This window comes from Sphingomonas sp. CD22, assembly GCF_034556155.1.
In the GTDB taxonomy this organism is placed as follows: Bacteria; Pseudomonadota; Alphaproteobacteria; order Sphingomonadales; family Sphingomonadaceae; genus Sphingomonas.
The window spans coordinates 68,873-93,350 of sequence record NZ_JAYDYX010000002.1; the positions used below are offsets into that span (position 1 = coordinate 68,873).

Here is a 24,478-nt window from a genome sequence, read left to right on the forward strand (position 1 = left end):
CTCAGCGATCGATGCGATAGGCGCGGCGGACGAGGCCGCTGGTCAGTTCCTGCGCCAGCTCCGCCGCCTCCCAGTCGGCGAGGCGATGCTCGGCGACAAGGCGGGCGAGGAAGCCGCAGTCGATCCGCCGCGCGACGTCATGCCGGGCCGGGATCGACAGGAAGGCGCGGGTGTCGTCGTTGAAGCCCACGGTGTTGTAGAAGCCCGCGGTCTCGGTGGTCATCTCGCGGAAGCGGCGCATGCCTTCGGGACTGTCGTGGAACCACCAGGCGGGGCCGAGCTTGAGGCAGGGATAATGGCCGGCGAGCGGCGCGAGTTCGCGCGCGTAGACGCTCTCGTCGAGCGTGAAGAGGATGATCGACAGCTCGGTCGAGGTGCCGAACCGGTCGAGCAGCGGCTTGAGGGCATGGACGTAATCGGTGCGGCCGGGAATGTCGGCGCCCTTGTCGCGGCCGTGGCTGGCGAACAGGCCGGCATTGTGGTTGCGGACGCTGCCGGGATGGATCTGCATCACCATGCCGTCCTCGACGCTCATCCCCGCCATTTCGGTGAGCATCTGCGCGCGGAACAGCTCGGCATCGGCGGGTGTCCAGTCGCCGCCGGTGATACGCGCGAACAGCGCCTCGCATTCCGCCGTCGAGAGGTTGGCGGTGGCGGCGGTGGGGTGGCCGTGGTCGGTGGCGGTGGCCCCCGCGGCGCGGAAATCGGCGCGGCGCTTGCGGTGCGCGGCGAGATAGCCCTGCCAGCTGTACACGTTCTCGCCGGTCAGTTCGGCGAAGCGGCGCAGCGCACCGGCGAATTGCTCGTGCTCGACGTCGATGACGCCGTCGGGGCGGTAGGTGGTGACGACGCGCCCGGCCCAGCCGCTCGCGCGGATGCGGTGGTGCGCGTCGAGGCTGTCGTGCGCGCCCTCGGTGGTCGCGAGGAAGTCGATGCGGAACCGGTCGAACAGCGCGCGCGGGCGGAAGGCGTCGGTCGCCAGCTTTTCGGCGATCGCGTCGTAATAGAGATCGGCGGTGGCGGGTTCGAACGCGACGGTCATGCCGAACACCTCGGCGAAGACGTGGTCGAGCCACATCCGCGAGGGCGTGCCGCGGAACAGATGGTAATGATCGGCGAGCAGCCGCCACGCGCCACGGCGGTCGGCGCTCACCGTGCCGTCGGCGCGCGGGATCGCCAGCGCGTCGAGATCGATGCCCTGGCTGTAGAGCATGCGGAACAGATAATGGTCGGGGGCGAGCAGCAGCGTCGTCGCGTCGGTCCATGGCCGGTCGTCGGCGAACCAGATCGGGTCGGTGTGGCCGTGCGGGCTGACGATCGGCAGATCGGCGATGCCGGCATAGAGCGTGCGGGCGATGCCGCGCGTCGTCGGATCGGCGGGGAAGAGCCGGTCGGGGTGCAATTCCAGGCTGCGGGTCATGCGCTGTCCTCTCGCGTTGCGCGGGTGGTAACCGGTGTCAGGACGAGGTGCAACCGTGGTTTGCGGGGGTGGCGGAGCTTCGCAAAGTCCTCCCCCTCCGTCAGCGCTGTGCGCTGCCACCTCCCCCTGGCGGGGGAGGAACGTCCGGTGGCGCGGCGACGGAGGCGCGGTGGATAAGCGTCGAGGAGAAATGCGCGGGCTGGTCGCCGTCCTCGCCGATCAGTTTGCGGGCGGCGGCGTGCGCCATCGCCATGCTCGGCCAGCGGACCGTGGTCAGCGGCGGCCAGAGGTGGGCGGCGATCGGCGTGTCGTCGAAGCCGATGATCGACAGATCGTCGGGGATGACGAGGCCGCGGCGGCGCGCGGCGTGGACGACGCCGGCGGCCATTTCGTCGTTGGCGGCGAAGATCGCGGTCGGCCGCGGGTCCGCGTCGAGCAGGCGCTCGGCCGCCGCCAGCCCCGATTCGAAGGTATAATGGCCCTCGGCGACGCGATCGTCGGGCAGATCGAGGCCGGCGGCGGCGAGCGCGGCGTCGAAGCCGGCGCGGCGTTCGTGCGCCGAGCGGAAACCCGCGGGGCCGCCGATGAAGCCGATGCGGCGGTGGCCGCGCGCGACCAGACAGGCGGCGGCCTCGCGCACCGCGGTGCGATCGTCGGAGGCGACCATCTGCGCGGGCACGTCGAGCGTCGCCGATCCCATCCGCACGTAGCGGCAGCCGATCGCAGCGCACAAACGCGCGACCCCGTCGTCCTCGCTGATCGGCGGCATCAGCAGCACCCCGAACAGGCGCTGGCGTTCGAGGAAATGGCGCAGATCCTCGAGCATCGTCGGCGAGGCGCGATCGACCGGGCGCACGACCAGTTCGAATTCGGTGCCGCGCAGGCCGGCGAGCAGGCCGTGCTGGACGTTCATCACCGTCTGCGCATTGGGATTGTCGTGGACGAGGCCGATCAGGAAGTTGCGGCGCAACGCCAGCGCGCGCGCCTGCGGATTGGGGATATAGCCGAGGTCGCCGATCACCTGTTCGACCCGCGCACGGGTGTCGGCGTGAAGCAGCGGCGAGCGGTTGATGACGCGGCTCACCGTCTTCTTCGACACGCCGGCGATCCGGGCCACGTCATTGATCGTCGGCTGGCCGGATTTGCGCATGACGACGACGATAGCCGCCCGCCCGCGGCTCCGCCAGCGCTGATGACACCGGTAGACAACGACCGCGCGCAGCGGCAAGACGTCGATCCGCACCACCGAGGGACGATGCCCGTGACCCGATTGACCCGCAGCACGCTCGACCGGCTGCCCGCCACCGTTGCCAGCCCGATCGGCCGGCCGCTATCAGACGTCGGCACCGCGGTCGGGACCGCGATAGGCATCGTCCATTTCGGCCCCGGCGCCTTTCATCGCGCGCATCAGGCGGCGTATGTCGACACGGTGCTGCAGCACGATCCGCGCTGGGGGATCGCGGCGGTGTCGATGCGCAGCCGCGGCACGGTCGAGGCGCTGGAGCAGCAGGACGGCCTGTATACGCTGGCGATCCGCGACGCCGAGCCGGCGATGCGGGTGATCGGCGCGCACCGCCGCTTCCTCGCCCCCGATGCCGCGGCGCAGACGCATGCGCTGCTCGCCGATCCCGCGGTGACGCTGGTGACGATGACGGTGACCGAAAAGGGCTATTGCCTCGCCGGCGACGGCACGCTCGACCTCGGCCATGCCGATATCGTCCACGACCTCGCCGGCGCCGCGGTGCCGCGCAGCGTGATCGGCTGGATCGTCGCCGGGCTCGCCGCGCGACGCGATGCCGGCGTGCGGCCGTTCGTGCCGATGCCGTGCGACAATCTCGCCAGCAACGGCGCCAAGCTGCACGCGGCGCTGGTCGCCTTCGCGCAGGCCGGCGATGCGGGCCTCGCCGACTGGATCGCGGGCGAGGTGCGGGTGCCGTCGACGATGGTCGATTCGATCACCCCGGCGTCGGACGAGGCGCTGTATGACGCGGTCGCCGCGACGATCGGGCTGGAGGATCGCGCCGCGGTCCAGCGCGAGCGATTCGCGCAATGGGTGATCGAGGATATCGGTGTGCCGCTCGGCCCCGACCTCGCCGGCGCGGGCGCGACGCTGACCGGGGACGTCGCCGGTTACGAGAAAGCCAAATTGCGCATCCTCAACGGCGCGCATTCGACGCTCGCCTATCTCGGGCTGCTGCGCGGCCATGCCAGCGTCGCCGAGGCGATGGCCGATGCCGCGCTTGCCGGCTTCGTCGACGCGATGATCCGGCGCGACATCGTGCCGATGCTGCCCGCGGTCGCGGGGCTCGACCTCGATGCCTACCGCCTCGCGGTGCTGGCGCGGTTCCGCAATCCGGCGATCGTCCACCGGCTCGACCAGATCGCCACCGACGGTTCGCAGAAGCTGCCGTATCGGCTCGGCGACACGCTCGCCGCGCATCGCGCGGGCGGCAGGATGCCGGCGCATGTCGTCGCGGCGCTGGGTGGCTGGGTCGCGTTCCTGATCGCGCGCGCGCAGGCGGGGGTCGCGATCGCCGATCCCGCCGGCGCGCGGCTCGCCGCCGCGGCGCACGATGCCGATCCGGCGACGCTGGTGCGCCGCCTCGCCGAGGCGGGGCTCGGACTGCCGCCGCAGGTCGCGGGCGATCCGCCGCTGCTCGCCGCGATCACCGCGGCGGCGACCGCGGCGCACGAGCGGCGCTGGGACGCGGTGCTGACCGCCGGCAATGATTCCTAACGCAAGCGAGTAGTATATTTGGACCCCGGCTGCGGCTTCGCGCGTCTGGTGCGCGAAGCCGGCAGCCGCCGGTGTATCTCCATCCGGAGGGTCCCCCTTGGCCGCTTCCTTCGTGCGTCATCTCGAGCCGACGCTGCTTCCCGATCCCAAGCGCACCGTCATCCGGCCGTTCCTGCCTGAGGACCCCGATCCGTTCCGCGTCGAGGGCGCGCCGCGCGGCGACCGGATCGTCGAACGGATGCTGGCGATGCCCGATGCCGAGATCGAGGAGCTGATCGCGGTCGTCGTCGACGGGCTGGGATCGCGGCACCGCGAGATCCCCGGATTGTTGCTGCGCCGCTTCGATGAGGTCGCCGACGCGCTGAAGCTCGATTCCGGACTGGCCGATTCGCGCAAGATGCTGATCGGCGCCTATTTCAGCGCCGAATATTCGTTCGAGGCGGCGGCGCTGTTCAACCCGAGCATCGTGCCGCATCCCGACCAGAGCGGCTGCGCCGAGGGCGCGATCCGCTTCGTGCTGTCGCTGCGCGGCATCGGCGAGGGGCATCTGTCGTCGGTCACCTTCCGCACCGGCACCTGGGGACCCGGCGACGACGACCTCGTCATCGACACGCCGAGCCGGCAGGGCGTGCCGCCGGTGATCGAGGAGCCGTCGATCGAGCTGGTCCGCGAGATCGGCGCCAAGGCGCTCGTCCAGCTCAATTGCCGCGATGCGCGCGAGCCGTCGGAGACGGTGCTGTTCCCGGTGGTCGAGAGCCAGAATCGCGGCATCGAGGATCTGCGCCTCGCCCATTTCCGCGACGAGGACGGACGCGAGACCTATATCGGTACCTATACCGCGGTCGGCGGCCAGGGCGCGCGGCAGGAGGTGTTGCAGACCGACGATTTCCGCCTGTTCCACATGCACCCCGTCGACGGCCCGGTGGCGAGCGGCAAGGGCATGGCGCTGTTCCCGCGCAAGATCGGCGGCCAGTTCGCCGCCCTGTTCCGCCACGACAACGAGAATCTGTGGTTCGCCAAGAGCGACACGCCGCTCGCCTGGGCCGATCCGGTGCGGATCATGACGCCGGAATATCCGTGGGAGTTCATCCAGATCGGCAATTGCGGCTCGCCGATCGAGATTGCGGAGGGCTGGCTGGTGCTGACCCATGGCGTGGGCATGGTGCGCAGCTATTGCATCGGCGCCGCGCTGCTCGACCGCGACGATCCGACCAAGGTGCTGGGGCGGCTGCCCGAACCGCTGATCGCGCCCGATGGCGAGACGTGGGACGGCTATGTGCCCAACGTCGTCTATTCCTGCGGCGCGCTGGTGCGCGGGCGGACGTTGCTGCTGCCCTATGCGCTGGCGGACGACATGACGAGCTTCGCGGTTGCGTCGCTCGACGAACTGGTCGCGGCGATGCGGTGAGTCAGCTCCTCCCCCGCCAGGGGGAGGTGGCAGCGCGAAGCGCTGACGGAGGGGGAGGATAGGGTGGGAGCGCGATTACAACGCTCCGCCCTTTCCGCCCCCTCCGTCACGCCTTCGGCGCGCCACCTCCCCCTGGCGGGGGAGGATTTAGGGATTGGCCCATACCGTCAGCAGCGTGTGGGCAATCGCATAGGGCGGGGGTGGCAGGAACGGGCCGGGTTCGCCCGCCAGCACCGCGCGGACCATGTCGCGCGGGACCCACATCGCATCCTCCAGCTCGTTGGTGTCGAGCGTGATCGCATCGTCCTCCGCCTCGCCGATGCAGGCGATCATCAGCGACGAGGGGAAGGGCCAGGGCTGGCTGGCGACGTAGCGGACGTTGCCGACGCGGACGCCGGCCTCCTCGTGGATCTCGCGCGCGACCGCTTCCTCGATCGATTCGGCGGGTTCGAGGAAGCCGGCGAGCGCCGAATAGCGCCCCTCCGGCCAGCCCTTGCCGCGACCGAGCAAGGCGCGGCCGTCATGTTCGGCGATCATGATGACGACCGGGTCGACGCGCGGGAAATGTTCGGTGCCGCAGGCGTCGCACTGGCGGCCCCAGCCGGCACGGAACAGGTGGGTGGTCGATCCGCAGCGCGCGCAGAAGCGATGGCGCGCGTGCCAGTCGAGCAGGCTGCGCGCCGCGGCATAGGTCGCCGCCTCGCCCGGCTGCAACGCGGCGAGCACCGCCATCAGCGCGGGCGAGCGCATCGCCGGGGCGGTGCCCTCGGTCCCCGCCGGCGGGACGAGGACGACATGCGCGCGGCCGGCGCCGTCGAGGCCGAGCAGGATCGTCTCCGCCCCCTCGGGCAGCGCGGCGAGCGAGGTCCAGGCGAGCAGGCCGTCGGCGGTGACCTCCGGCATCAGCCCGTCGAGCGCGAGCACGCGGGCGTTGCCGTCGAGCTTGGCGGCGAGCGCGGCGGGATCGTGGCGCAGCGCATCGGCACGATCGAGCGTGCCGCCGGTGAAGCCGGGGGTCATCGGCGGAACCGCGCCATGTCGGCGACGAAGGCGCCGACCGTCTCCTGGCGCAGCGGCCAGCGGTCGGCGGGGAAATAATTGACCATGATCGTACCACGTACCTTCTTCACGGGATCGACGAAGGCGATCGTGCCGGCGGCACCGCCCCACCCATAGGTGCCCTTCGACGGCATGCCGCCCGGCCCGTCGGCGAGATAGACCGAGCCGCCCGCGCCATAGCCCATCGGCGTCGCGCGCGCGGCGCCGCCGCCGGTCGCGCCGGCCGCCCCGCCGTAGGTGACGCCGGCGGGGAGCAGGTTGGACATGGCGAGCCGCACCGTCTCGGGCTTCAGGATCCGCACGCCGTCGAGCGTGCCCTCGTCGGCGAGCATGTGGAGGAAGCGGTCGTAATCCCGCGCCGACGTCACCAGCCCGGCGCCGCCGTAGGGGAAACTCGGCGGCTGGAGATAGACCGAGGTCGCGGCGGGATCGAGCGGCACCAGCGCATCGCCGGTGAAGGCGTAATTGGTCGCGAGCCGGCGCGCCTGCGACCGCGGCACGGTCCAATAGCTCGACGTCATGCGCAGCGGCGCGAGGATGCGGGTGTCGACGAACCGGTCGAACGGCATGCCGCCGGCGATCTCGATCACCCGGCCCATCACGTCGAGGCCGACCGAATAATTCCACGCCGTTCCCGGCTGCGCGATCAGCGGCGCCTGCGCGACGCGATCCGCGAACGCCGCGAGCGTCGCGGGGCGGGTGCGGCGCATCGCCGGCTCGATGCTCGCGCTCACCTCGGCGGGGAGGATGCCGAGCCGTTCATATTCCTTGAGCAGCGCGCCCTTGGCGATGATGTTGTAGGTTAGGCCCGAGCTGTGCGTCAGCAGCATGCGGATGGTGATCGGCCGCAGCGCGGGCACGCTGGCGAGGCTCGCCTCGGGGCTCGTCGCGACCTTCATCGTCGCGAAGGCGGGGATATATTTGGCGACGGGGTCGTCGAGACCGATCTTGCCCTCCTCGATCAGGATCATCGCCGCCATCGCGGTGACCGGCTTGGTCATCGAATAGACGCGCCACAGGCTGTCCGGCGTCGCCGGCGCGGCGTCCGCCTCGGTCGACAGGCGCCCCGCCGAGACGAACCAGGTCGGCCGGTCGCCGACGCCGAAGGCGGCGACGATGCCGGGCATCTTGCCGTCGCGGACATAGCCGTCGAACAGCGCCTGCGTCTGCGGCAGCGCGGCGGTCTGCGTTGCGGGGGTGGGCTGTTGCAGCACCTGCCCGCCGAGCGCGGCGGTGGCGGCCAGAGCGATAAAGCCCAGTCCGGCGAACATCTTGCGCGTCATCCGTCTCTCCTCAACACTGCCGCCGCGGCCTTGGCGAACACCGTCGGCAGGCCGGCGCGGTCGAGCTCCGCGATCGGCCACCATTCGCCCGCCTGATGCGCGTCCGTCCGGGCCACGGCAAGCGCCAGTTGCAGGTCGAAATGGGTGAAGCCATGCGCCACCGTGACGTTGCGCATCTCCCAATCGGCGGCGAGCGGCGCCTCGGCGAGCCCCGGCGGCGTCTCGATCCACGGCCCGGTCGGCAGCGCGCGCATGCCGCCGAGCAGCCCCTTGCCCGGCCTTGTGACGAGCAGCACCCTGCCCTCGCGCTCGACCCAGAAGATCGTGCCGTAGCGTTGCGGCTTGGCCTTCTTCTTCGCCTTGACCGGCAGCGCCTCGGGCGCGCCCTCGCGCACGCCGCGGCATTCGGATTCGAGCGGGCAGAGCAGGCACGACGGCGTCTTCGGCGTGCAGATGCCCGAGCCGAGGTCCATCATCGCCTGCGCGAAATCGCCGGCGCGATCGTCGGGCGTGACGCGATCGGCGGCGGCGCGGATCGCGACGCGCGCACCGGGCAAGGGCGTGCGGATCGCGAACAGCCGCGCGACGACGCGCTCGACATTGGCGTCGACCACCACCGCGCGCCGGCCGAAGGCGATCGCCGCCACCGCCGCCGCGGTATAGGCGCCGAGCCCCGGCAGCGTGCGCAAGACCGCCTCGTCCTGCGGGAAGACGCCGCCGTGATCGGCGACCACCGCCTTCGCCGCGGCGACCAGATTGCGCGCGCGGGCATAATAACCGAGGCCGGCCCAGGCGGCCATCACCGCGGCATCCTCCGCGGCGGCGAGACTGGCGAAATCGGGCCAGCGCGCCACCCACGCGTCGAACCGCGGCCGCACCGCGGCGACGGTGGTCTGCTGCAGCATCACCTCCGACAGCCAGACGCGATAGGGGTCGGGCGTTTCGCCGGGCAGCGCGCGCCACGGCAGCGCACGGCGATGGCGATCGTACCAGGCGAGCAGCGCCGGGGAAATCGCCGCGGGATCGGGATAAGAGCGAGTAGCGTCCACGACTTGGCTATGGCATGGACCCGGCGATGAGCAAGCGCGTCCGCGCCCCCGATGTCGAGCCCCCCCGCCAGAACCGCGCCCGCGCGGTCAGCGAATTGCTGCCCGCGATCCACGGCGCCGCCTTCAAGCGATTCGGCTTCGTGCAGAGCGCCTTGGTGACGCGCTGGCCGGAGATCGTCGGCACGCGCTGGGCCGCCGCCTCCGCGCCCGAATCGCTGCGCTTTCCGCCGGGCAAGAAGGCCGAGGGCGTGCTGACCATCGTCGTGCGCGGCGCGCATGCACCGATGATGCAGCATATCGCGCCCGAGATCGTCGAACGGGTCAACCGCTTCTTCGGCTATGCCGCGGTGGCGCGGCTGACGATCCGCCAGGGCGAGATCGCCAAGCCGATGCCGCGCAGCGCGCCCACCGCGCTCAAGCCCGCGCCCGCCGAGATCGGCGAGGGGTTGAAGGGCATCGCCGATCCCGAATTGCGCGCGGTGCTCGAATCGCTCGCCGCCGGGGTCCACGCCACCCGCGGCATCCCCAAGATAGGATGAGCCCCGTCATGCCTTCCGTCCTGCGCTACCTCCCCGCCGCCGCCTTGCTGCTCGCCGCCGCGCCGGCGACCGACTGGAGCCAGGTCGCGCGGCCGACCGCCAAGGGCGCCTATGTCTTCGGCAACCCCGCCGCGCCGGTGAAGCTGGTCGAATATGGCAGCTACACCTGTTCGCATTGCGCCGATTTCGCCAACGAAAGCGCGCCGGTGCTCAAGGGGCAGATGATCCGGTCGGGCAAGGTCAGCCTGGAATATCGCCATCTGATCCGCGATCCCGCCGACCTCGGCGCGGCGATCCTCGCGCGCTGCGCGGGGCCGCATGGCTTCGGCGCGGCGCATGCGATGATCTTCGCGACGCAGGCGACGTGGCTGGGCAAGGTGGGCAGCTATCAGCAGGCGCATCCCGACATCGACGCCAAGCCGCTGATCGTGCAGGCGCGCAGCTATATGGATGCCGCCGGGCTGACCGCGGCGATGCGCACGCGCGGCCTGACCCCGGCGAAGATCAACGCCTGTTTCGCCGACAAGGCCGAGGTGGCGCGGATCACCGCGATGACCGGCGACGCACCGGTCGAGGTGCGCAGCACGCCGACCTTCTACCTCAACGGCGACCTCCAGCCGCCCGCCGGCTGGGACAAGCTCGAACCCGTCCTGCGCGCCAAAGGCGCCAGATAAGTGGCCATAGAAATGGAGCGTAACCCGATGAAAATGCTTGCGTCGCTTCTCGTCCTCCCGCTGGCGCTGGCCGGCTGTTCGAAGGAGGCGGGAACGCCGACCGCGCCCGCCAGCCCCGCCGCCGCGGTCGCCGCGCCCGCCGGGCAGAGCTGGGCCGAAACCGCGGCGCGCACCGCCGAGGGGACGATCGTCGGCAACCCCAATGCGCCGATCAAGCTCGTCGAATATGGCTCGCGCCTGTGCCCGACCTGCGGCGCGCTAGCGCGCGAAGGCTTCGCGCCGCTGCTCGACAAATATGTGAAGACCGGCAAGGTCAGCTTCGAATATCGCGAGTTCCTGGTCCACGGCGCGCCCGATCTGCCGCCGGCCTTGCTCGGCAATTGCACCGATCCGTCGACCTTCTTCCCGATCCTGGAGCAGATGTATCAGGCGCAGGAAGGCTTCAACACCAAGCTGCAGGCGATGCCGCAGCCGGTGCAGCAGCAATTGCAGACCGCCAAGCCGGTCGACGCGATCCGCATCATGGCCGAGCAGATGGGCCTGGTTGATTTCGCCAAGCAGCGCGGCATCCCCGAAGCCAAGGCGCGCACCTGCCTCGCCGACATGAAGCAGATCGACCGCTGGACCAAGCAGACGCAGGACAAGAGCGCCGACGGCACCGTCACGGGCACGCCGACGCTGATCCTCAACGGCAAGAAGATCGATGCGCTGAGCTGGGGTCAGCTCGAGCCGTTGCTGAAGGCGGCGGGGGCGTAACCTTTCACGCGGCGAGGCGTCGACTGCTCCTGCGGGCGCCCCACCCCGGTCCGCGCCGCGCCCGCCCGACGGCCTTGGTCTCGCCTGCGCTTCGATACGCGTAGGCGAGTCGGGGCGTTCTGTTTTCGCGCGAAGACGCGAAGGCGCGAAGAGGTGGGTTCACGCGGAGGCGCGGAGGCGCGGAGAAGAAGGGTTTTGCGCGCAGAGGCGCGGAGAACGCAGAGGCGGCGCACCCGGCGCGGAGCGCCCTCCCCCTCGCAAACGGAAGCGGAGATCGAGGACGCTTCGCGGCGCGCGCCCTCTCTGCGTCCTCTGCGCCTCTGCGCGAACCACCTTCTTCTCCGCGCCTTCGCGTGAACCCACCTCTTCGCGGCTTCGCGCGCCTCTTGCAACGCCGCGCCATAAGCGGCACCCCGCAGCCGTGCAGATCAAGCGGCTCCGCATCGCCGGGTTCAAGAGCTTCGTCGATCCGGCCGACCTCGCCATCGAGCAGGGGCTGACCGGGGTCGTCGGGCCGAACGGCTGCGGCAAGTCCAACCTGCTCGAGGCGCTGCGCTGGACGATGGGCGAGAATAGCGCGAAATCGCTGCGCGGCGCGGGGATGGAGGATGTGATCTTCGCCGGCACCGCGACGCGGCCGCCGCGCGATTTCGCCGAAGTCTCGATCCTGCTCGACGGCGCCGACGGCGAGGAGCGCGAGATCGTCCGCCGCATCGAGCGCGGCGCGGGCAGCGCCTATCGCATCGACGGCCGCGACGTGCGCGCCAAGGACGTCGGCCTGCTGTTCGCCGATGCCGCGACCGGCGCGCACAGCCCGGCGCTGGTCAGCCAGAACCGCATCGGCGCGGTGATCGCCGCCAAGCCCGCCGAGCGCCGCGCGATGCTGGAGGAAGCGGCGGGGATCGCCGGGCTCCACGTCCGCCGCCGCGACGCCGAACAGAAATTGCGCGCGACCGAGGCCAATCTGGTCCGGCTCGACGAGCTGATCGCCGATCAGGACGCGCGCGCCGCGGCGCTGCGCCGGCAGGCCCGCGCGGCGGAACGCTATCGTACGCTGTCCGGGCAGATCCGCGTCGCCGAGGCGCGGATGATCTTCGCGCGCTGGCGCGAAGCGGTAGCCGCCGCGGACGCCGCCAGCGCCGAGGCGGAAGCGGCCGAGCAGGCGGTCGCCGCCGCCACCGCCGCCGAACGGACCGCCGCCGCCGTGCAGCATGACGCCGCCGCCGCGGTCGCCGGCGCGCGCGCCGCGGCGCTGGCCGCGCGCGACCGGGCGAGCGAAGCGGGCCATGCGCTCACCGCGTTGCGTACCGAGCGGGATGCGGCGGCACGGCGGGTCGCCGACCTCGCCGAGGCGCGCGCGCGGATCGCCGAGGATCGCGCGCGCGAGGGGACGCTCGCCGCCGATGCCGCGGCGGCGCTGGCGCGGCTCGCCGAGGAGGGCAAGGCGCTCGACCGCGCGATCGCCGCCGCCGCCGAGGAGGCGCCGATGCTGGCCGCAACGCTCGCCGACGCGGAGCGCGACGCGCGCGATGCCGAAGTGGCGCTGGCGCAGGGCATGGCGCGGCAGGCGAGCGAGGCGGCGGAGGCGCGCGTCGCCGACGCCGCGCTCGCCGCGGCGCGGACGCGGGCGGAGCGGGCGCAGCGCGATGCGGCGCAGATCGCGCAGGCGATCGCGGCGCTCGGCGATCCCGCCCCGCTCGCCGCCGCGCGCGACGAGGCGGCCGGGACGCGGCGCGACGCGGCACAGGCCGCCGAGCGCGCGCGGGTGGCACTGGCCGAGGCCGAGGCGGCGGAGCGGCAGGCGATCGCCAGGCGGGACGCGGCCGAGACGGCGCGGGCGACGGCGCGCGCCGATCTCGCCGCGCTCGACAGCGAGGCGGCGGCGCTGACCAAGGCGACGCAGCGCAGCGGGCGCGACCGGCTGCTCGACCATGTCGCCCCGGCGGCGGGCTACGAGCGCGCGCTGGCGGCGGCGCTGGGCGACGATCTCGAAGTCGGGCTCGATGCGTGGACGGGCGCGGCGGCGCAGCCGGTGGACCCGGCACCCCCCATCGACACCGAAGCGCTGGCGATGCGGGTCGAGGCGCCGGCGGCGCTCGCGCGGCGGCTGACGCAAACCTTCGTCGGCACGGATTCCGGCCAGCCGCTCGCGGTCGGGCAGCGGCTGGTGACGCGCGACGGGTGGCTGCGGCGCTGGGACGGCTTCGTCGCGCGCGGCAACGGCGCGGCGGCGGCGGAGCGGCTCGAACGGCTCAACCGGTTGAAGGCGCTGACCGCGGCGCGGCCGGCGGCGGTAGAGGCCCTGGAGACGGCGGAGACGGCGCGGGCGGCGGTGGATTGTGCGATCGCGGCGGCGCGAGCCACGGCGCAGGCGGCGCGGACGGCGCTGACGCAGGCGGACACCGCCGGACGCGATGCCGAGCGCGCCGAAGACCGGGCGGCGACCGCGCTCGAACGGCTCGCCGGCCAGCGGGCCGATCTCGACGCACGCGCCGCGCGGATCGCCGACGAGCTGGCCGAGGCGGTCGCCGACCGGGCGCGTGCGCAGGCAACGCGCGATGCGCTGCCCGATGGGCGGGACAGCGCCGCGGCAGTCGCCGCGCTGGCCCGCACCGCCGACCAGCAGCGTGCCGCGGTGGCGCAGGCGCGCGAACGCCGCGCGACGCTCGACCGCGCGGTGCAGGCGGATCGCGAACGGCTCGCCGCGGCGCAGGCGGACGGGCGGAGCTGGCGCGCGCGCGCCGGCGAGGCGGCCAAGCGGATCGCCGAGATGGACAAGCGCGACGCCGCGCTCGCCACCAGCGCGGCGGAGATCGGCGATCGCCCCGCAGCGCTCGACGCGGCGATCGTCGCACAGGCGGCGGATCATGCCGCCGCGCGCGCCGCCGCCGACACCGCGGCCGCCGCCGAACGCGACGCCGAGGCGGCGCTACGCCACGCCGAAGAGGTGCAGCGCCGCGCGATCGAGACGCTCAGCCAGGCGCGCGAGGCGCGCGCCGGCACCGCCGCGCGGCTGGAGAATCACGCGCAGCGGCGGGTCGAACTCGGCCGGCTGGCGGGCGAACGGTTCGAATGTCCGGCGCCGGTGCTGCCCGAACGGCTCGGCTTCGCGGTCGCCGAGGTACGCGCTCCGGCCGAGGAAGCCTCGACGCACGACCGACTCACCGCGGATCGCGAGCGGATCGGGCCGGTCAATCTCGTCGCCGAGCGCGAGCTCGCCGAACTGGAAGGCGCGAGCAAGACCAATGCCGCCGAGCGCGACGAACTGGGGCAGGCGGTCAACCGGCTGCGCGGTTCGATCGGCACGCTCAATCGCGAGGGGCGGCAGCGGCTGCTCGCCGCCTTCGCGGCGGTCGACGGCCATTTCCGGCGATTGTTCACGACGTTGTTCGATGGCGGCGCGGCGCATCTCGAACTGGTCGATTCGGACGATCCGCTCGAGGCGGGGCTGGAGATCCTCGCGCAGCCGCCGGGCAAGCGGTTGCAATCCTTGACGCTGTTGTCGGGGGGCGAACAGGCGCTGACCGCGGTGGCGCTGATCTTCGCGCTGTTCCTGACCAATCCCGCGCCGATCTGCGTGCTCGACGAGGTCGACGCGCCGCTCGACGACGCCAATATCGAGCGCTTCTGCGACCTGCTCGACCGCATGTCGCAGGAGACCCGGACGCGCTATCTGATCGTCACGCATAACGCGGTGACGATGAGCCGGATGCACCGTTTGTTCGGCGTGACGATGGTCGAGCGCGGCGTCAGCCGGCTGGTGTCGGTCGACCTCGGCGGCGCGACGTCGCTGCTCGCGGCGGAATAGGCGGCGCGCGTTCCCCGGTCAGGCGCGTGACCCGCGCAGCAGGTCGGCGAGCACCCGCCCCGTGTAGAGCAAACACATTTCCTGATGCACCGCGGCGGCGGCGGGATGGTCCGCCTGGATCGCGCGCACCGCTTCGACGAACGAGCGGTCGGACAGATAGGGGGTATCGTCGTGGGTCATGGCGCGTTCCTCTTCCATCCCCCTGCCCGTCCGTTCTGCACGACGCGGATTGCGGCGATGTTGCCGGCGATGAAAATCGTGTTTCCACCGCCCCTTGCCGCGGATGGGTGCGGAACGTATATCGAACGGATGGCCCAGCTCGACACCCGTGAAAAGCTGGCGATCCTCGCCGATGCGGCGAAATACGATGCGTCCTGCGCCTCGTCCGGCACCGCCAAGCGCGACAGCCGCGACGGCAAGGGGCTGGGATCGACCGAGGGGATGGGCATCTGCCACGCTTATGCGCCCGATGGCCGTTGCATCAGCCTGCTCAAGATCCTGCTGACCAACAGCTGCATCTTCGACTGCCATTATTGCATCAACCGCAAGAGCAGCAACGTCCGCCGCGCGCGCTTCACCGCGCAGGAGGTCGTCAACCTCACCATCTCCTTCTACAAGCGCAATTACATCGAGGGGCTGTTCCTCTCCTCGGGGATCATCAAGTCGTCGAACTATACGATGGAGCAGATGGTCGAGGTCGCGCGCAGCTTGCGCGAGGATCATCATTTCCGCGGCTATATCCACCTCAAGACGATCCCCGACGCCGATCCCGAGCTGGTGCATCAGGCGGGACTGTACGCCGATCGCGTGTCGATCAACGTCGAGCTGCCGACGGTCAGCGGGCTGAAGCGGCTCGCCCCCGAGAAGGACGGCGCGCGGATCGAGGGCGCGATGAAGGACGTCAAGACATCGATCATCGACAATGGCGACGCACGTAAGAAGTACAAATCCGCGCCGCGCTTCGCCCCCGCCGGCCAGTCGACGCAGATGATCGTCGGCGCCGATGCCGCGACCGACGGCGAGATCGTCACCCGCGCCTCGACGCTCTACGACCGGTTCGGGCTGCGCCGCGTCTATTACAGCGCGTTCAGCCCGATCCCCGATGCGAGCACGGTGCTGCCGCTGCAACGCCCGCCGCTGATGCGCGAACATCGCCTGTACCAGTCCGACTGGCTGATGCGCTTCTACGATTACAGCCCGCACGAGGTGGTCGCGGCGGCGGACGACGCCACCGGCATGCTGCCGCTCGACATCGACCCCAAGCTCGCCTGGGCGCTCAAGTTCCGCGAGAGCTTCCCGGTCGACGTCAATCGTGCGCCGCGCGAGATGCTGCTGCGCGTGCCGGGGCTGGGCGTGAAGGCGGTCGACCGGATCGTTGCGAGCCGGCGGTGGCGGCGGCTGCGGCTCGACGATGTCGCGCGGCTGACGGTGAGCGTCACGAAAGTGCGGCCGTTCATCGTCGCGGAGGATTGGCGCCCCGTGCTGCTCACCGATCGCGCCGATCTCAAGCCGCTCGTCGCGCCCAAGCGGCAGCAGCTCGAACTGTTCGCGGCATGAGAATGACTCACAGGTGAAACGCCGCGCGCCCTCGCCGGTTGGATGCCGCGAAGGAGATACGATCATGGCGCTGGCACAGATCTACGCGGACCTGAAACGCGATCACGACAAGCAACGCGATATGCTCAAGCAGCTCGCGGAGTTGCAGGGCGCGAGCGACGAACGGCAACGGCTGTTCGAGGCGTTCCGCCTCGAAATCCAGAGCCACGCCGCCGCCGAGGAGGAATCGCTGTACGCGACGATGCTGCGCGATCCCGAATTGCGCGACGATGCACGCCATTCGGTGAGCGAGCATAAGGAGGTCGACGACCTGCTCGGCGAGATGGCCGACGAGGACTTCGGCTCGGACGCGTGGAGCGAGAAATTCTTCCACATGCGCCGCCGCTACGAGCATCACATTACCGAGGAAGAGGAAGAGATGTTCCCCGCCGCCGCCGAGGAACTCGACGACGCCACCGAGGCGGAGCTGGCGACGATCTACGAGGAGCGCAAGCCCGAGGAGCTTGAGATCGCCAAGGACAATCCCCCGGGCGGCGACGAGCGGGACTGATCCGGCATGCGGCTGGCGACCCTCCCCGCGCCCGACGACTTCGACGCCTGGCGCGACACCGCGCGGGCGCTCGCGGCGGGGGACGTGCCGCCTGACGACGTGGTGTGGCAGGTCGGCGATACCCCCGCCGACCTGTTCGCCGCCGCCGCCGAGGAATCCGCCCCGCCGCCGCCGGTCGGGACGCTGTCGGTGCCGCGCGCGTTCATCGATCTTGCGCGCAGCGTCGTGATGGCGGAGGAGCCAGAGCGGTTCGCCTTGCTCTATACCGTGCTGCACCGGCTGCGCCGCGAGCCCAAGCTGATGGAGGATCATGCCGATCCGCTGATCCGCAAGCTGGAGGTGATCGCCAAGAACGTCCGCCGCGACATCCACAAGATGCGCGCCTTCCTGCGCTTCCGCGAGGTCGCCGACGATGAAGGCACGAGCCGCTACGTCGCCTGGTTCGAGCCCGAACATCATATCGTCCGCGCCAACGCCGCCTTCTTCGTCAATCGCTTCGCCAGCATGCGCTGGTCGATCCTGACGCCCGAGGTCTCCCTGCACTGGGACGGCAAGGCGCTGTCCGAAGGCCCCGGCGCGGAAAAAGGCGACGCCCCCGACGGCGATCCCACCGAAGAGGTGTGGAAGACCTATTATGCCAGCATCTTCAACCCGGCGCGCGTCAAGATCGGCGCGATGCTCAAGGAGATGCCGCGCAAATATTGGAAGAACATGCCGGAGACGGCGCTCGTCGGGCAGTTGATCGCCGGCGCGCAGGCACGGGAGAGCGGGATGATCACCCAATCGCGCGAGGCGCCGGCGATCGGCGACAATGTACAGGCGGCCTGGGCGGCGCTGCGCGACGAGGCGGCGACGTGCACCCGCTGCCACCTCTACAAACATGCGACGCAGACGGTGTTCGGCGAAGGACCGGTCGATGCACAGATGATGTTCGTCGGCGAACAGCCGGGCGACCAGGAGGATCTCGCCGGTACGCCGTTCGTCGGCCCGGCGGGACAGGTGTTCAACCGCGCGGTGGCGGCGGCGGAGATCGACCGCGCGCGCGTCTACGTCACCAACGCGGTCAAGCATTTCAAGTTCGAGCAGCGCGGCAAGCGCCGCATACACGCCAAGCCCGATACGGGCGAGATCCAGGCGTGCCGCTGGTGGATCGAGCAGGAGCAGATGCTGGTCCGCCCGAAGGTGACGGTGGCGCTCGGCGCGACAGCGGGCCGCTCGCTGTTCGGGCGGACGGTGACGATCGGCCGCGAGCGCGGGCAGGCGCTGCGCCTGCCGGACGGCGGCGAGGCGTGGATCACGGTGCATCCGAGCTATCTGCTGCGCCTGCCCGACCCGACGCAGAAGGAGGACGAATTCGCGCGCTTCGTCGAGGATCTGAAGAAGGCGAAGGCCGCGGCGGGCGCCTAACTCCTCCCCGGCACGGGGAGGGGGACCGCCACGCGTCGGCGTGGTGGTGGAGGGGGATCGCCGCGGATGCTGCGCGCGCGGAAGGCCCCCTCCGTCACGGCTGCGCCGTGACACCTCCCCGTGCCGGGGAGGACTATGCCGCAATTCCTCCCCCGCCAGGGGGAGGTGGCGCCGCGAAGCGGTGACGGAGGGGAGGACAGGGCGGGAGCCTTGCAACACCGCTCCGCCCTGTCCTCCCCCTCCACCATTCGGCTGGCGCCGAACGGTCCCCCTCCCCCTGGCGGGGGAGGAATTGGGATCACATCGCCCGCGCGTCCTGCCCCATGCGCGCGCCGGTTTCCAGCGCGTCGATCGCCGCGACGTCGTCCTCGTCCAGCGTCAGGTCGAGCGCGGCGAAATTGTCGCTCATATGGTCGGCGTCCGCCGCCTTTGGGATCACCGACAGGCCGTGGGCGAGGTGCCAGGCGATCACCACCTGCGCCGGCGAGCGGCCGTGTTTCTCCGCCACCCCTACGATGGCGGCGTCGCGCAACAGGTCGCCGCCTTGCCCGAGCGGGCTCCACGATTGCGTCACGATGCCGTGCGCGTCGTGATAGGCGCGCTCGTCGCGGCGCTGGTGATAGGGGTGCAGCTCGATCTGGTTGAGCACCGGCGTCACGCCGGTCGCGGCGATGATCGCGTCGAGATGCTCGGGCAGGAAGTTGGACACGCCGATCGAGCGCGTCTTGCCCGCGTCGCGCAAGCCGACGAGCGCCTTCCACGCATCGACATATTCTCCCTGCCCAGGCGCGGGCCAGTGGATGAGGTACAGATCGACCGCATCGACCCCGAGCAGCGCGAGGCTCTCGTCGAGCGCCGCGGCGGGATCGCTTTGCCGGTCGTTCCACAATTTGGTGGTGAGGAACGCCTCGCTGCCATGGACGCCCTCGCCGACGCCGCGCTCGTTGCCGTAGATCGCGGCGGTGTCGATCAGCCGATAGCCGAGGTCGAGCGCGCGGCGCACCACCAGCGGCGCCTGCGGGTCGGGGAGCTTCCAGGTGCCGAGGCCGAGCCGCGGCATCGTGCGGCCGTCGTTGAAGGTGAGATCATCCATAATGGCACGAGCGCACGGGGCCGCCGCCCGGTTCCCCCTTCCCTTGCGCGCCGCGATCCGCCAAGTCCCGGCCCCATGTTCGAGAAAATCCTGGGCGTTCTCGCCACCTTCACCATCTGGGTGATCTCCAGCGGCGGCTATGTCGGCATCGCGATCCTGATGGCGATCGAAAGCGCGTGCATCCCGCTCCCCTCCGAGATCATCATGCCGTTCGCCGGCTATCTGGTCTCGACCGGGCGGTTCGACCTGATCCTCGCCGCGACCGCGGGGGCGATCGGCTGCAACATCGGCTCGATCGTCGGCTATGAGGTCGGCAAGCGCGGCGGCCGGCCGATGGCGGAACGCTGGGGCCGCTACGTGCTGATCGGACCGGGCGAGCTCGACGCCGCCGACCGCTTCTTCGCGCGCTGGGGCAGCCTCGCGGTGCTGATCGGCCGGCTGCTGCCGGTGATCCGCAGCTTCATCGCCTTCCCCGCCGGCGTCGCGCGGATGCGGCTGGTGCCGTTCCACGTCTATACCTTCCTCGGTTCATGGCCGTGGTGTTTCGGCCTCGCCTGGGTCGGCATGAAGCTCGGCGACAAATGGAACAGCGACCCGCGCGTCAAGGCCGCCTTCCACCAGGCCGATCTGCTGATCGGCATCGTCCTGATCGCGCTGGTCGCCTTCTACATCTGGCACCGCGTGCGCGGATTGAAGCGTCACCCCTGAGCCGCAGGGCGGCGCACCCGCCATGCAAGCCAGGCCAGCGCCGGCAGCGCGAGCAGCGTCCAGAGGGTGAAGCCGCTCCAGGCGCTCCAGCCGGACCATTCGCTCGGCACCGTACGCAGATAGCCGTGGACGAAGGCGCGGCCGACCCACTGCCAGACCGGGAAGGCGACGAGCGGTGGCGCGAAGATCTCGGCGGCGGCGATCACCGCGTTGATCGCGATCGAGAGGCCGAGCAGGACGCTCATCGCGATCCGCTCGCCGCGGCCGCCGGCGCGCATCCACTCCGCCGCCAGCCCGAGCGCGAGCGGCGCGACCGCCGGGATCAGGAAGCGCGGACCGGTGGTGTTGCCGCCGTCCCAATAGACATAGGCCGCATTGACCAGCAGCACGATCAGCGCGGTCGCGATCGCGGCGAGCGCCACCGGCCGCAGCGGCGGACGGCGGAGCCAATACCACAGGCCGAGCGGCGCCAGCAGCAGCACCGGCGCGACCCAGATCAGCCCGACCTGGAAGCCGAACAGCACCGCGCGCATCACGCGCAGCCGCGGCCAGCCGAGCCCGAACAGCCCCTGATGCATCCCCTCCCAACCGACCACGCCCGAATAGCCGACGCGGAACGGCGTGCCGAACGCGACGAGATTGTAGAGCGCGAGGGGGAGCAGCGCGATCAGCCCGGCGATGGCGGCGATGGCGGCGAGGCGCAGGCGATCGGGTCGCTCGCGCAATCGCCACAGCGCCCAGCCGGCGATCGGCAGCGCGGCGAGCACCGCCTGATGCTCGACCACCACCGCCCAGCCGAGCGCCGCGCCGGCGAGCGCCGCCGCGCCGGCCCCGCGCGCACCGGGCCGGCTGCCGCGCCAGATCGACCAGAATGCGATGGCATAGCAATCGGCGACGACGGCATGGCCGAGCAGGGTCGTCGACCAGCCCCAGACCGGCGTTCCCAGCGCATAGCCCAACGCGGCGAACAGGCCCGCGGCGGCGCTGCCGGTCAGCGCGGCGGCGAGATCGAACAGCAGCACCGCGGCGAGCGCGGTGAGCAGCGCCGGGCCGGTCGCGGCGGCGATGCGCGTGCGCAGCCGGAGGTAGCGTTCGAAATCGGGGCCGGCGGGGGCGGTGCCGAACCGCGACGCGCGCACCCCGGTCGCCGCATCGGCGATCCACACCGCGGGCAGCGCCATCAACGTCATGCCCGGCGCCTTGTCGAGATAGGCGTGCCCGTCGAAGCTCGCCTTGTCGATCGTCAGTGGGGCGAACTGGTCGATCGTCGCGTCGCCGTCCTCGACCAGGCTGATCGCGGCGAACATCCGCGTCGCATTATTGGGGTTGAGCTCCCACGAGCCGAACCAGGCGCAACTGAACCAGACGAGCGCGAACAGGACGATGCGGAGGTCGCGCATGGTCGGCGTGAGGCCCGGTTAGCGCTGCGGCTGGCCGGACATCAGGGAACGCGCGCCTCTTCGGCCTTGCGTGCCTGATTCTCCTTGCGTGCGGCGCGGGCGCTCTGGAGGAAGCAGCCGGTCTGGCCGCTCGCGCCGACGGTCGAGCAACTGCCCGTTCCGTTGACGCCGACGCCGGCGTCGAGCGTGCCCTGCGCGCGTGCCGCCCAGCTCTCGTTCTGCGGCGTCACCTGGAATTCGCGCAGCTCCTTGGGCACGCGATATTGCTCGCGCGCGCTGCGCCGTTCGCAGATCACGATCTCCTGCCCGTCGTTGTTGGTCGGGCAGCGTTCGTTGCCGTAGAGGACGAGGACGCCGTTGACCGGCGCGCGCTTGGCGACCTCGCCCGGCGTGGCGATCACCACCGGCTTGGCGGCGGCGGGGCCGGCCGGGGTCGGCGTGATCCGCGCCGCGCCGGGCGCGGCCTGCTGCGCCAGCGCCGGGCCGGCGGCCAGCATCAGCGCGGTCGCGATCAAGATACGCATCGGTCTTCCTCTCAAATCCGTTTCGCCGCCGCGATCGCCACCTTGCAGCCGAGCCGGATCAGCCCGCTCAGCACCGGATAGGCGATCGCATTTTCGGCACCGTTGGCCAGCGCGTGGTCGCGATGTTCCAGTTCCTCCGCTTGGAAATCCAGGATCGCGGCGGAGAGTTCGGGTTCGGTCGTGCCGAGTTCGTCGAGCTGATCTTGATAATGTTTGTCGATCTCGGTCTCCACCGCCGCGGTGCAGGCCATCGCGGCATTGGGGCCGATCGCCGCGGTGATCGCGCCGAGCGCGAACCCCGCTTTGTCCCACAGCGGCTGGAACAGCGTCGGGCGGACGCCGCGCCGGACGATCAGATCGTCGAAGAAGGCGCGGTGCCGCTCCTCCTGGCTCGCCATATGGTGGATCGCGCGGCTCGCGGGATGGCGGTCGCCGAACACCGCGAGCTGCCCCGCATAGATGCGGATCGCGCCGAATTCGCCGGCCTGATCGACGCGGATCATCGCCTCGGTCGGTTCGCGCCGGTCGCCGGGCTTCCACCGGCGGGCGGGCTGCGGGGTCGCCGTCTCTGCCATCATCGCGCTTTCCTCATCAGCCACAAGATAAGTCCGGCACCGCCCAGCGAAAGGATCGCGTTGAAGCCGGCAAGCGAAATGCCGGCCAGGCGCCATTGCGCGACGTCGCAGCGGATCACCGGCGCCTTCATCAACGCCGCCAGCCGCTCGTCGGGTCCCAGCCCGCGCAGGTCGACGGTCTGCGTGCAGGCGGTGAAGCCGTTCCACCAATGATATTCGACCCCGGCATGCGCGACGCCGATCGCGCCCGACACCGCGATCAGCAAGGCAGCGAGGACGACGAAGGCGTTGGCGATGCTCCGCTGCGGGACGACGAAGGCGAGCAGCGCGAAGGGCAGCGCGGCATAATGCGGCCAGCGCTGCCAATGGCACATCTCGCACGGGTAGAGATGGCCGACGAGCTGCGAGCCCCAGGCGCCGGCGAGCAGCGCCGCGGGCAGCAGCAGCGCGATCCAGCGGGCGAGGCGCGCGTGACGGGTCATTTCGGCTGCGGCGTCGCCGCCGGGATCGGGCGGGGCTTGGTCGCCGCGGCGACCTGCGCCGCGCCGCCGAGCCGCGCCACCGTCTTCAGCGCGTAATAGAGCTGGAAGTCGTCGATTCCCTGCTTCTTGAGCTGGTCGGCGGTCATCGCGAAGCGCGGATCGTCCTTGGTGTCCTCCTCGAGGATCTTGTTGTCCGCCTTGACCTCGTTGATCAGATGGCGGCGCAGATCGGCCTCGCGGAACACCGGGCGCGATTTGAAGTCGGGGTCGCTGATCTGCGGCACCTTGATGTCGGGTTCGATCCCGCCCTCCTGCACGCTGCGTCCCGACGGGGTGTAATAGCGCGCGGTGGTGAGGCGCAGCGCGGTCTGCGGCCCGAGCTGGAGCAGCGTCTGCACCGAGCCCTTGCCGAAACTGCGCTCGCCCATCACCAAAGCGCGGTGATGGTCCTGCAACGCGCCGGCGACGATCTCCGAGGCGGAGGCGGTGCCGGGATTGGTCAGCACGACGACGGGCAGGCCGTGCGCGTCGTCGCCGGGCTTGGCGAAATAGCGCTCGATATCGGTCTTCTCGCGCCCGCGCTGCGAGACGATCTCGCCATGGTCGAGGAAGGCGTCGCTGACCGCGATCGCCTGCGTCAGCAGCCCGCCGCCATTGTCGCGCAGGTCGACGACATAGCCGAGCGGGCGATGGCCGAGGCTCTTGTCGATCGCCATGATCGCGGCGCGGGTGTCGGCGCCGGTGCTTTCCGAGAAGGTGTTGATATTGACGTAGCCGACGTCACCGCGAACCTCCCATTTCACCGGTTTCTGGGTGATCACCTCGCGGTTCATCGTCACCTCGACCGGCTTGTCCTGGCCGGGGCGGACGAGCGTCAGGCTGATCTTGGTGCCCGGCTTGCCGCGCATCAGGCCGACCGCCTCGTCGAGCGTCTCGCCGTAGATCAGCTTGCCGTCGATATGGGTGATGTAATCGCCCGACTTGACCCCGGCGCGCTGCGCGGGCGCGTCCTCCTGCGGCGCGACGACCTTGACCGCGCCGTCCTCCATCTGGACGGTGAGGCCGAGGCCGCCGTAATTGCCCTCGGTCTGGATGCGCAGATTGTCATAATCCAGCGCGTCGACGTAGCTCGAATGCGGATCGAGGCTGGCGAGCATGCCCTGGATCGCGCCCTTGATCAGCTTCTGGTCGTCGACCTTGTCGACATAATCCGACTTGATCCGGTTGAACACGTCGAGGAACTGATCGAATTCGCGATAGGTATCGGTGTCGACCGCGGCCATCGCCTGCGTCGCAAGCGGGATGAGGGACAGCGAGCCGAGGAGTGCAGTCGCGGTAAGTAGCGGACGGGCCATCGAACATCCTGAAGGCGGAGAGACAGGGCTCGTTTAGCCGCATTCTCGGGCCGGAGCAAAGCGCAGCGCGGCTGAACGCAGGCTGACTTGGCGG

The 24,478-nt window shown here is 70.8% G+C and carries 22 protein-coding genes; 10 read left to right on the forward strand and 12 right to left on the reverse strand.

Annotated elements, in window-relative coordinates; translation table 11 throughout:
• Nucleotide 1: 1 nt before the first annotated feature.
• A complete protein-coding gene (gene uxaC / locus SFC76_RS03600) occupies nucleotides 2-1,420 on the reverse strand; it encodes a glucuronate isomerase (RefSeq protein ID WP_322848133.1) in 1,419 nt (472 codons plus the stop codon).
• Between the two features lie 100 nt (nucleotides 1,421-1,520).
• On the reverse strand, nucleotides 1,521-2,570 hold the full coding sequence (locus SFC76_RS03605; protein ID WP_322848134.1) for a LacI family DNA-binding transcriptional regulator: 1,050 nt from the start codon (nucleotides 2,568-2,570) through the stop codon (nucleotides 1,521-1,523).
• A gap of 111 nt (nucleotides 2,571-2,681) precedes the next feature.
• On the opposite strand from SFC76_RS03605, the gene SFC76_RS03610 reads away from it, so the two are divergent.
• Both SFC76_RS03610 and SFC76_RS03615 read left to right on the forward strand, forming a co-directional pair.
• The gene (locus tag SFC76_RS03610) at nucleotides 2,682-4,157 is read left to right on the forward strand and encodes a mannitol dehydrogenase family protein (RefSeq protein WP_322848135.1); all 1,476 of its coding nucleotides are present in this window, start codon (nucleotides 2,682-2,684) and stop codon (nucleotides 4,155-4,157) included.
• A gap of 97 nt (nucleotides 4,158-4,254) precedes the next feature.
• Nucleotides 4,255-5,565 (forward strand): glycoside hydrolase family 130 protein, encoded by a 1,311-nt coding sequence (locus SFC76_RS03615; protein ID WP_322848136.1) that lies wholly within the window; start codon nucleotides 4,255-4,257, stop codon nucleotides 5,563-5,565.
• Nucleotides 5,566-5,712: 147 nt separating this feature from the next.
• Here SFC76_RS03615 and nudC read toward each other — a convergent pair whose 3' ends face one another.
• From nudC to SFC76_RS03630, 3 genes are read right to left on the reverse strand one after another with little or no spacing between them, the layout of a single operon-like run.
• The gene (gene nudC, locus SFC76_RS03620) at nucleotides 5,713-6,585 is read right to left on the reverse strand and encodes an NAD(+) diphosphatase (protein ID WP_322848137.1); all 873 of its coding nucleotides are present in this window, start codon (nucleotides 6,583-6,585) and stop codon (nucleotides 5,713-5,715) included.
• Nucleotides 6,582-7,907, reverse strand: a complete 1,326-nt coding sequence (locus tag SFC76_RS03625; RefSeq protein WP_322848138.1) for a serine hydrolase domain-containing protein — start codon at nucleotides 7,905-7,907, stop codon at nucleotides 6,582-6,584. The genes nudC and SFC76_RS03625 overlap by 4 nt, the downstream gene beginning before the upstream one ends.
• Entirely contained in the window at nucleotides 7,904-8,956 is a 1,053-nt protein-coding gene (locus SFC76_RS03630) for an A/G-specific adenine glycosylase (protein WP_322848139.1), read from the reverse strand. The genes SFC76_RS03625 and SFC76_RS03630 overlap by 4 nt, the downstream gene beginning before the upstream one ends.
• Before the next feature lie 26 nt (nucleotides 8,957-8,982).
• On the opposite strand from SFC76_RS03630, the gene SFC76_RS03635 reads away from it, so the two are divergent.
• The 4 genes from SFC76_RS03635 (at nucleotide 8,983) to SFC76_RS03650 (ending at nucleotide 14,733) form a co-directional block, all read left to right on the forward strand.
• On the forward strand, nucleotides 8,983-9,495 hold the full coding sequence (locus SFC76_RS03635; RefSeq protein WP_322848140.1) for a DUF721 domain-containing protein: 513 nt from the start codon (nucleotides 8,983-8,985) through the stop codon (nucleotides 9,493-9,495).
• Nucleotides 9,496-9,503: 8 nt separating this feature from the next.
• On the forward strand, nucleotides 9,504-10,169 hold the full coding sequence (locus SFC76_RS03640) for a DsbA family protein (protein WP_322848141.1): 666 nt from the start codon (nucleotides 9,504-9,506) through the stop codon (nucleotides 10,167-10,169).
• A 27-nt stretch (nucleotides 10,170-10,196) separates the two neighbouring features.
• Nucleotides 10,197-10,925: a thioredoxin domain-containing protein gene (locus SFC76_RS03645; RefSeq protein ID WP_322848142.1), complete on the forward strand. Its 729-nt coding sequence runs from the start codon at nucleotides 10,197-10,199 to the stop codon at nucleotides 10,923-10,925.
• 421 nt (nucleotides 10,926-11,346) lie between these two features.
• Nucleotides 11,347-14,733 carry a chromosome segregation SMC family protein gene (locus SFC76_RS03650; protein ID WP_322848143.1) on the forward strand — a complete coding sequence of 1,129 codons (3,387 nt, stop codon included), beginning with the start codon at nucleotides 11,347-11,349 and terminating at the stop codon, nucleotides 14,731-14,733.
• Between the two features lie 18 nt (nucleotides 14,734-14,751).
• On the opposite strand, the gene SFC76_RS03655 is transcribed toward SFC76_RS03650, so the two are convergent.
• Nucleotides 14,752-14,913, reverse strand: a complete 162-nt coding sequence (locus SFC76_RS03655) for a hypothetical protein (RefSeq protein ID WP_322848144.1) — start codon at nucleotides 14,911-14,913, stop codon at nucleotides 14,752-14,754.
• Nucleotides 14,914-15,042: 129 nt separating this feature from the next.
• On the opposite strand from SFC76_RS03655, the gene SFC76_RS03660 reads away from it, so the two are divergent.
• The 3 genes from SFC76_RS03660 to SFC76_RS03670 all read left to right on the forward strand — a co-directional run bounded on the left by SFC76_RS03660 (nucleotide 15,043) and on the right by SFC76_RS03670 (nucleotide 18,247).
• Nucleotides 15,043-16,290 (forward strand): putative DNA modification/repair radical SAM protein, encoded by a 1,248-nt coding sequence (locus tag SFC76_RS03660; RefSeq protein WP_322848145.1) that lies wholly within the window; start codon nucleotides 15,043-15,045, stop codon nucleotides 16,288-16,290.
• Between the two features lie 64 nt (nucleotides 16,291-16,354).
• The gene (locus SFC76_RS03665; RefSeq protein ID WP_322848146.1) at nucleotides 16,355-16,840 is read left to right on the forward strand and encodes a hemerythrin domain-containing protein; all 486 of its coding nucleotides are present in this window, start codon (nucleotides 16,355-16,357) and stop codon (nucleotides 16,838-16,840) included.
• Nucleotides 16,841-16,846: 6 nt separating this feature from the next.
• Entirely contained in the window at nucleotides 16,847-18,247 is a 1,401-nt protein-coding gene (locus SFC76_RS03670; protein WP_322848147.1) for a UdgX family uracil-DNA binding protein, read from the forward strand.
• Nucleotides 18,248-18,545: 298 nt separating this feature from the next.
• Here SFC76_RS03670 and SFC76_RS03675 read toward each other — a convergent pair whose 3' ends face one another.
• Nucleotides 18,546-19,340, reverse strand: a complete 795-nt coding sequence (locus SFC76_RS03675) for an aldo/keto reductase (RefSeq protein WP_322848148.1) — start codon at nucleotides 19,338-19,340, stop codon at nucleotides 18,546-18,548.
• A 75-nt stretch (nucleotides 19,341-19,415) separates the two neighbouring features.
• Here SFC76_RS03675 and SFC76_RS03680 point away from each other — a divergent pair, with 75 nt between their 5' ends.
• Nucleotides 19,416-20,048, forward strand: coding sequence for a DedA family protein (locus SFC76_RS03680; protein ID WP_322848149.1), 633 nt, complete (start codon nucleotides 19,416-19,418; stop codon nucleotides 20,046-20,048).
• Here SFC76_RS03680 and SFC76_RS03685 read toward each other — a convergent pair.
• Genes SFC76_RS03685 through SFC76_RS03705 form a run of 5 tightly spaced genes read right to left on the reverse strand, consistent with a single transcriptional unit; the run spans nucleotide 20,039 to nucleotide 24,384 of the window.
• Nucleotides 20,039-21,448 carry a hypothetical protein gene (locus SFC76_RS03685; RefSeq protein WP_322848150.1) on the reverse strand — a complete coding sequence of 470 codons (1,410 nt, stop codon included), beginning with the start codon at nucleotides 21,446-21,448 and terminating at the stop codon, nucleotides 20,039-20,041. The two genes, SFC76_RS03680 and SFC76_RS03685, sit on opposite strands and share 10 nt — an antisense overlap.
• Nucleotides 21,449-21,489: 41 nt before the next feature.
• On the reverse strand, nucleotides 21,490-21,972 hold the full coding sequence (locus tag SFC76_RS03690; RefSeq protein ID WP_322848151.1) for a hypothetical protein: 483 nt from the start codon (nucleotides 21,970-21,972) through the stop codon (nucleotides 21,490-21,492).
• Nucleotides 21,973-21,983: 11 nt separating this feature from the next.
• Nucleotides 21,984-22,550 carry a demethoxyubiquinone hydroxylase family protein gene (locus tag SFC76_RS03695; protein WP_416222379.1) on the reverse strand — a complete coding sequence of 189 codons (567 nt, stop codon included), beginning with the start codon at nucleotides 22,548-22,550 and terminating at the stop codon, nucleotides 21,984-21,986.
• Nucleotides 22,547-23,029 (reverse strand): disulfide bond formation protein B, encoded by a 483-nt coding sequence (locus tag SFC76_RS03700; protein WP_322848152.1) that lies wholly within the window; start codon nucleotides 23,027-23,029, stop codon nucleotides 22,547-22,549. The genes SFC76_RS03695 and SFC76_RS03700 overlap by 4 nt, the downstream gene beginning before the upstream one ends.
• Nucleotides 23,026-24,384 (reverse strand): S41 family peptidase, encoded by a 1,359-nt coding sequence (locus tag SFC76_RS03705; RefSeq protein WP_322848153.1) that lies wholly within the window; start codon nucleotides 24,382-24,384, stop codon nucleotides 23,026-23,028. The genes SFC76_RS03700 and SFC76_RS03705 overlap by 4 nt, the downstream gene beginning before the upstream one ends.
• Nucleotides 24,385-24,478: the final 94 nt, after the last annotated feature.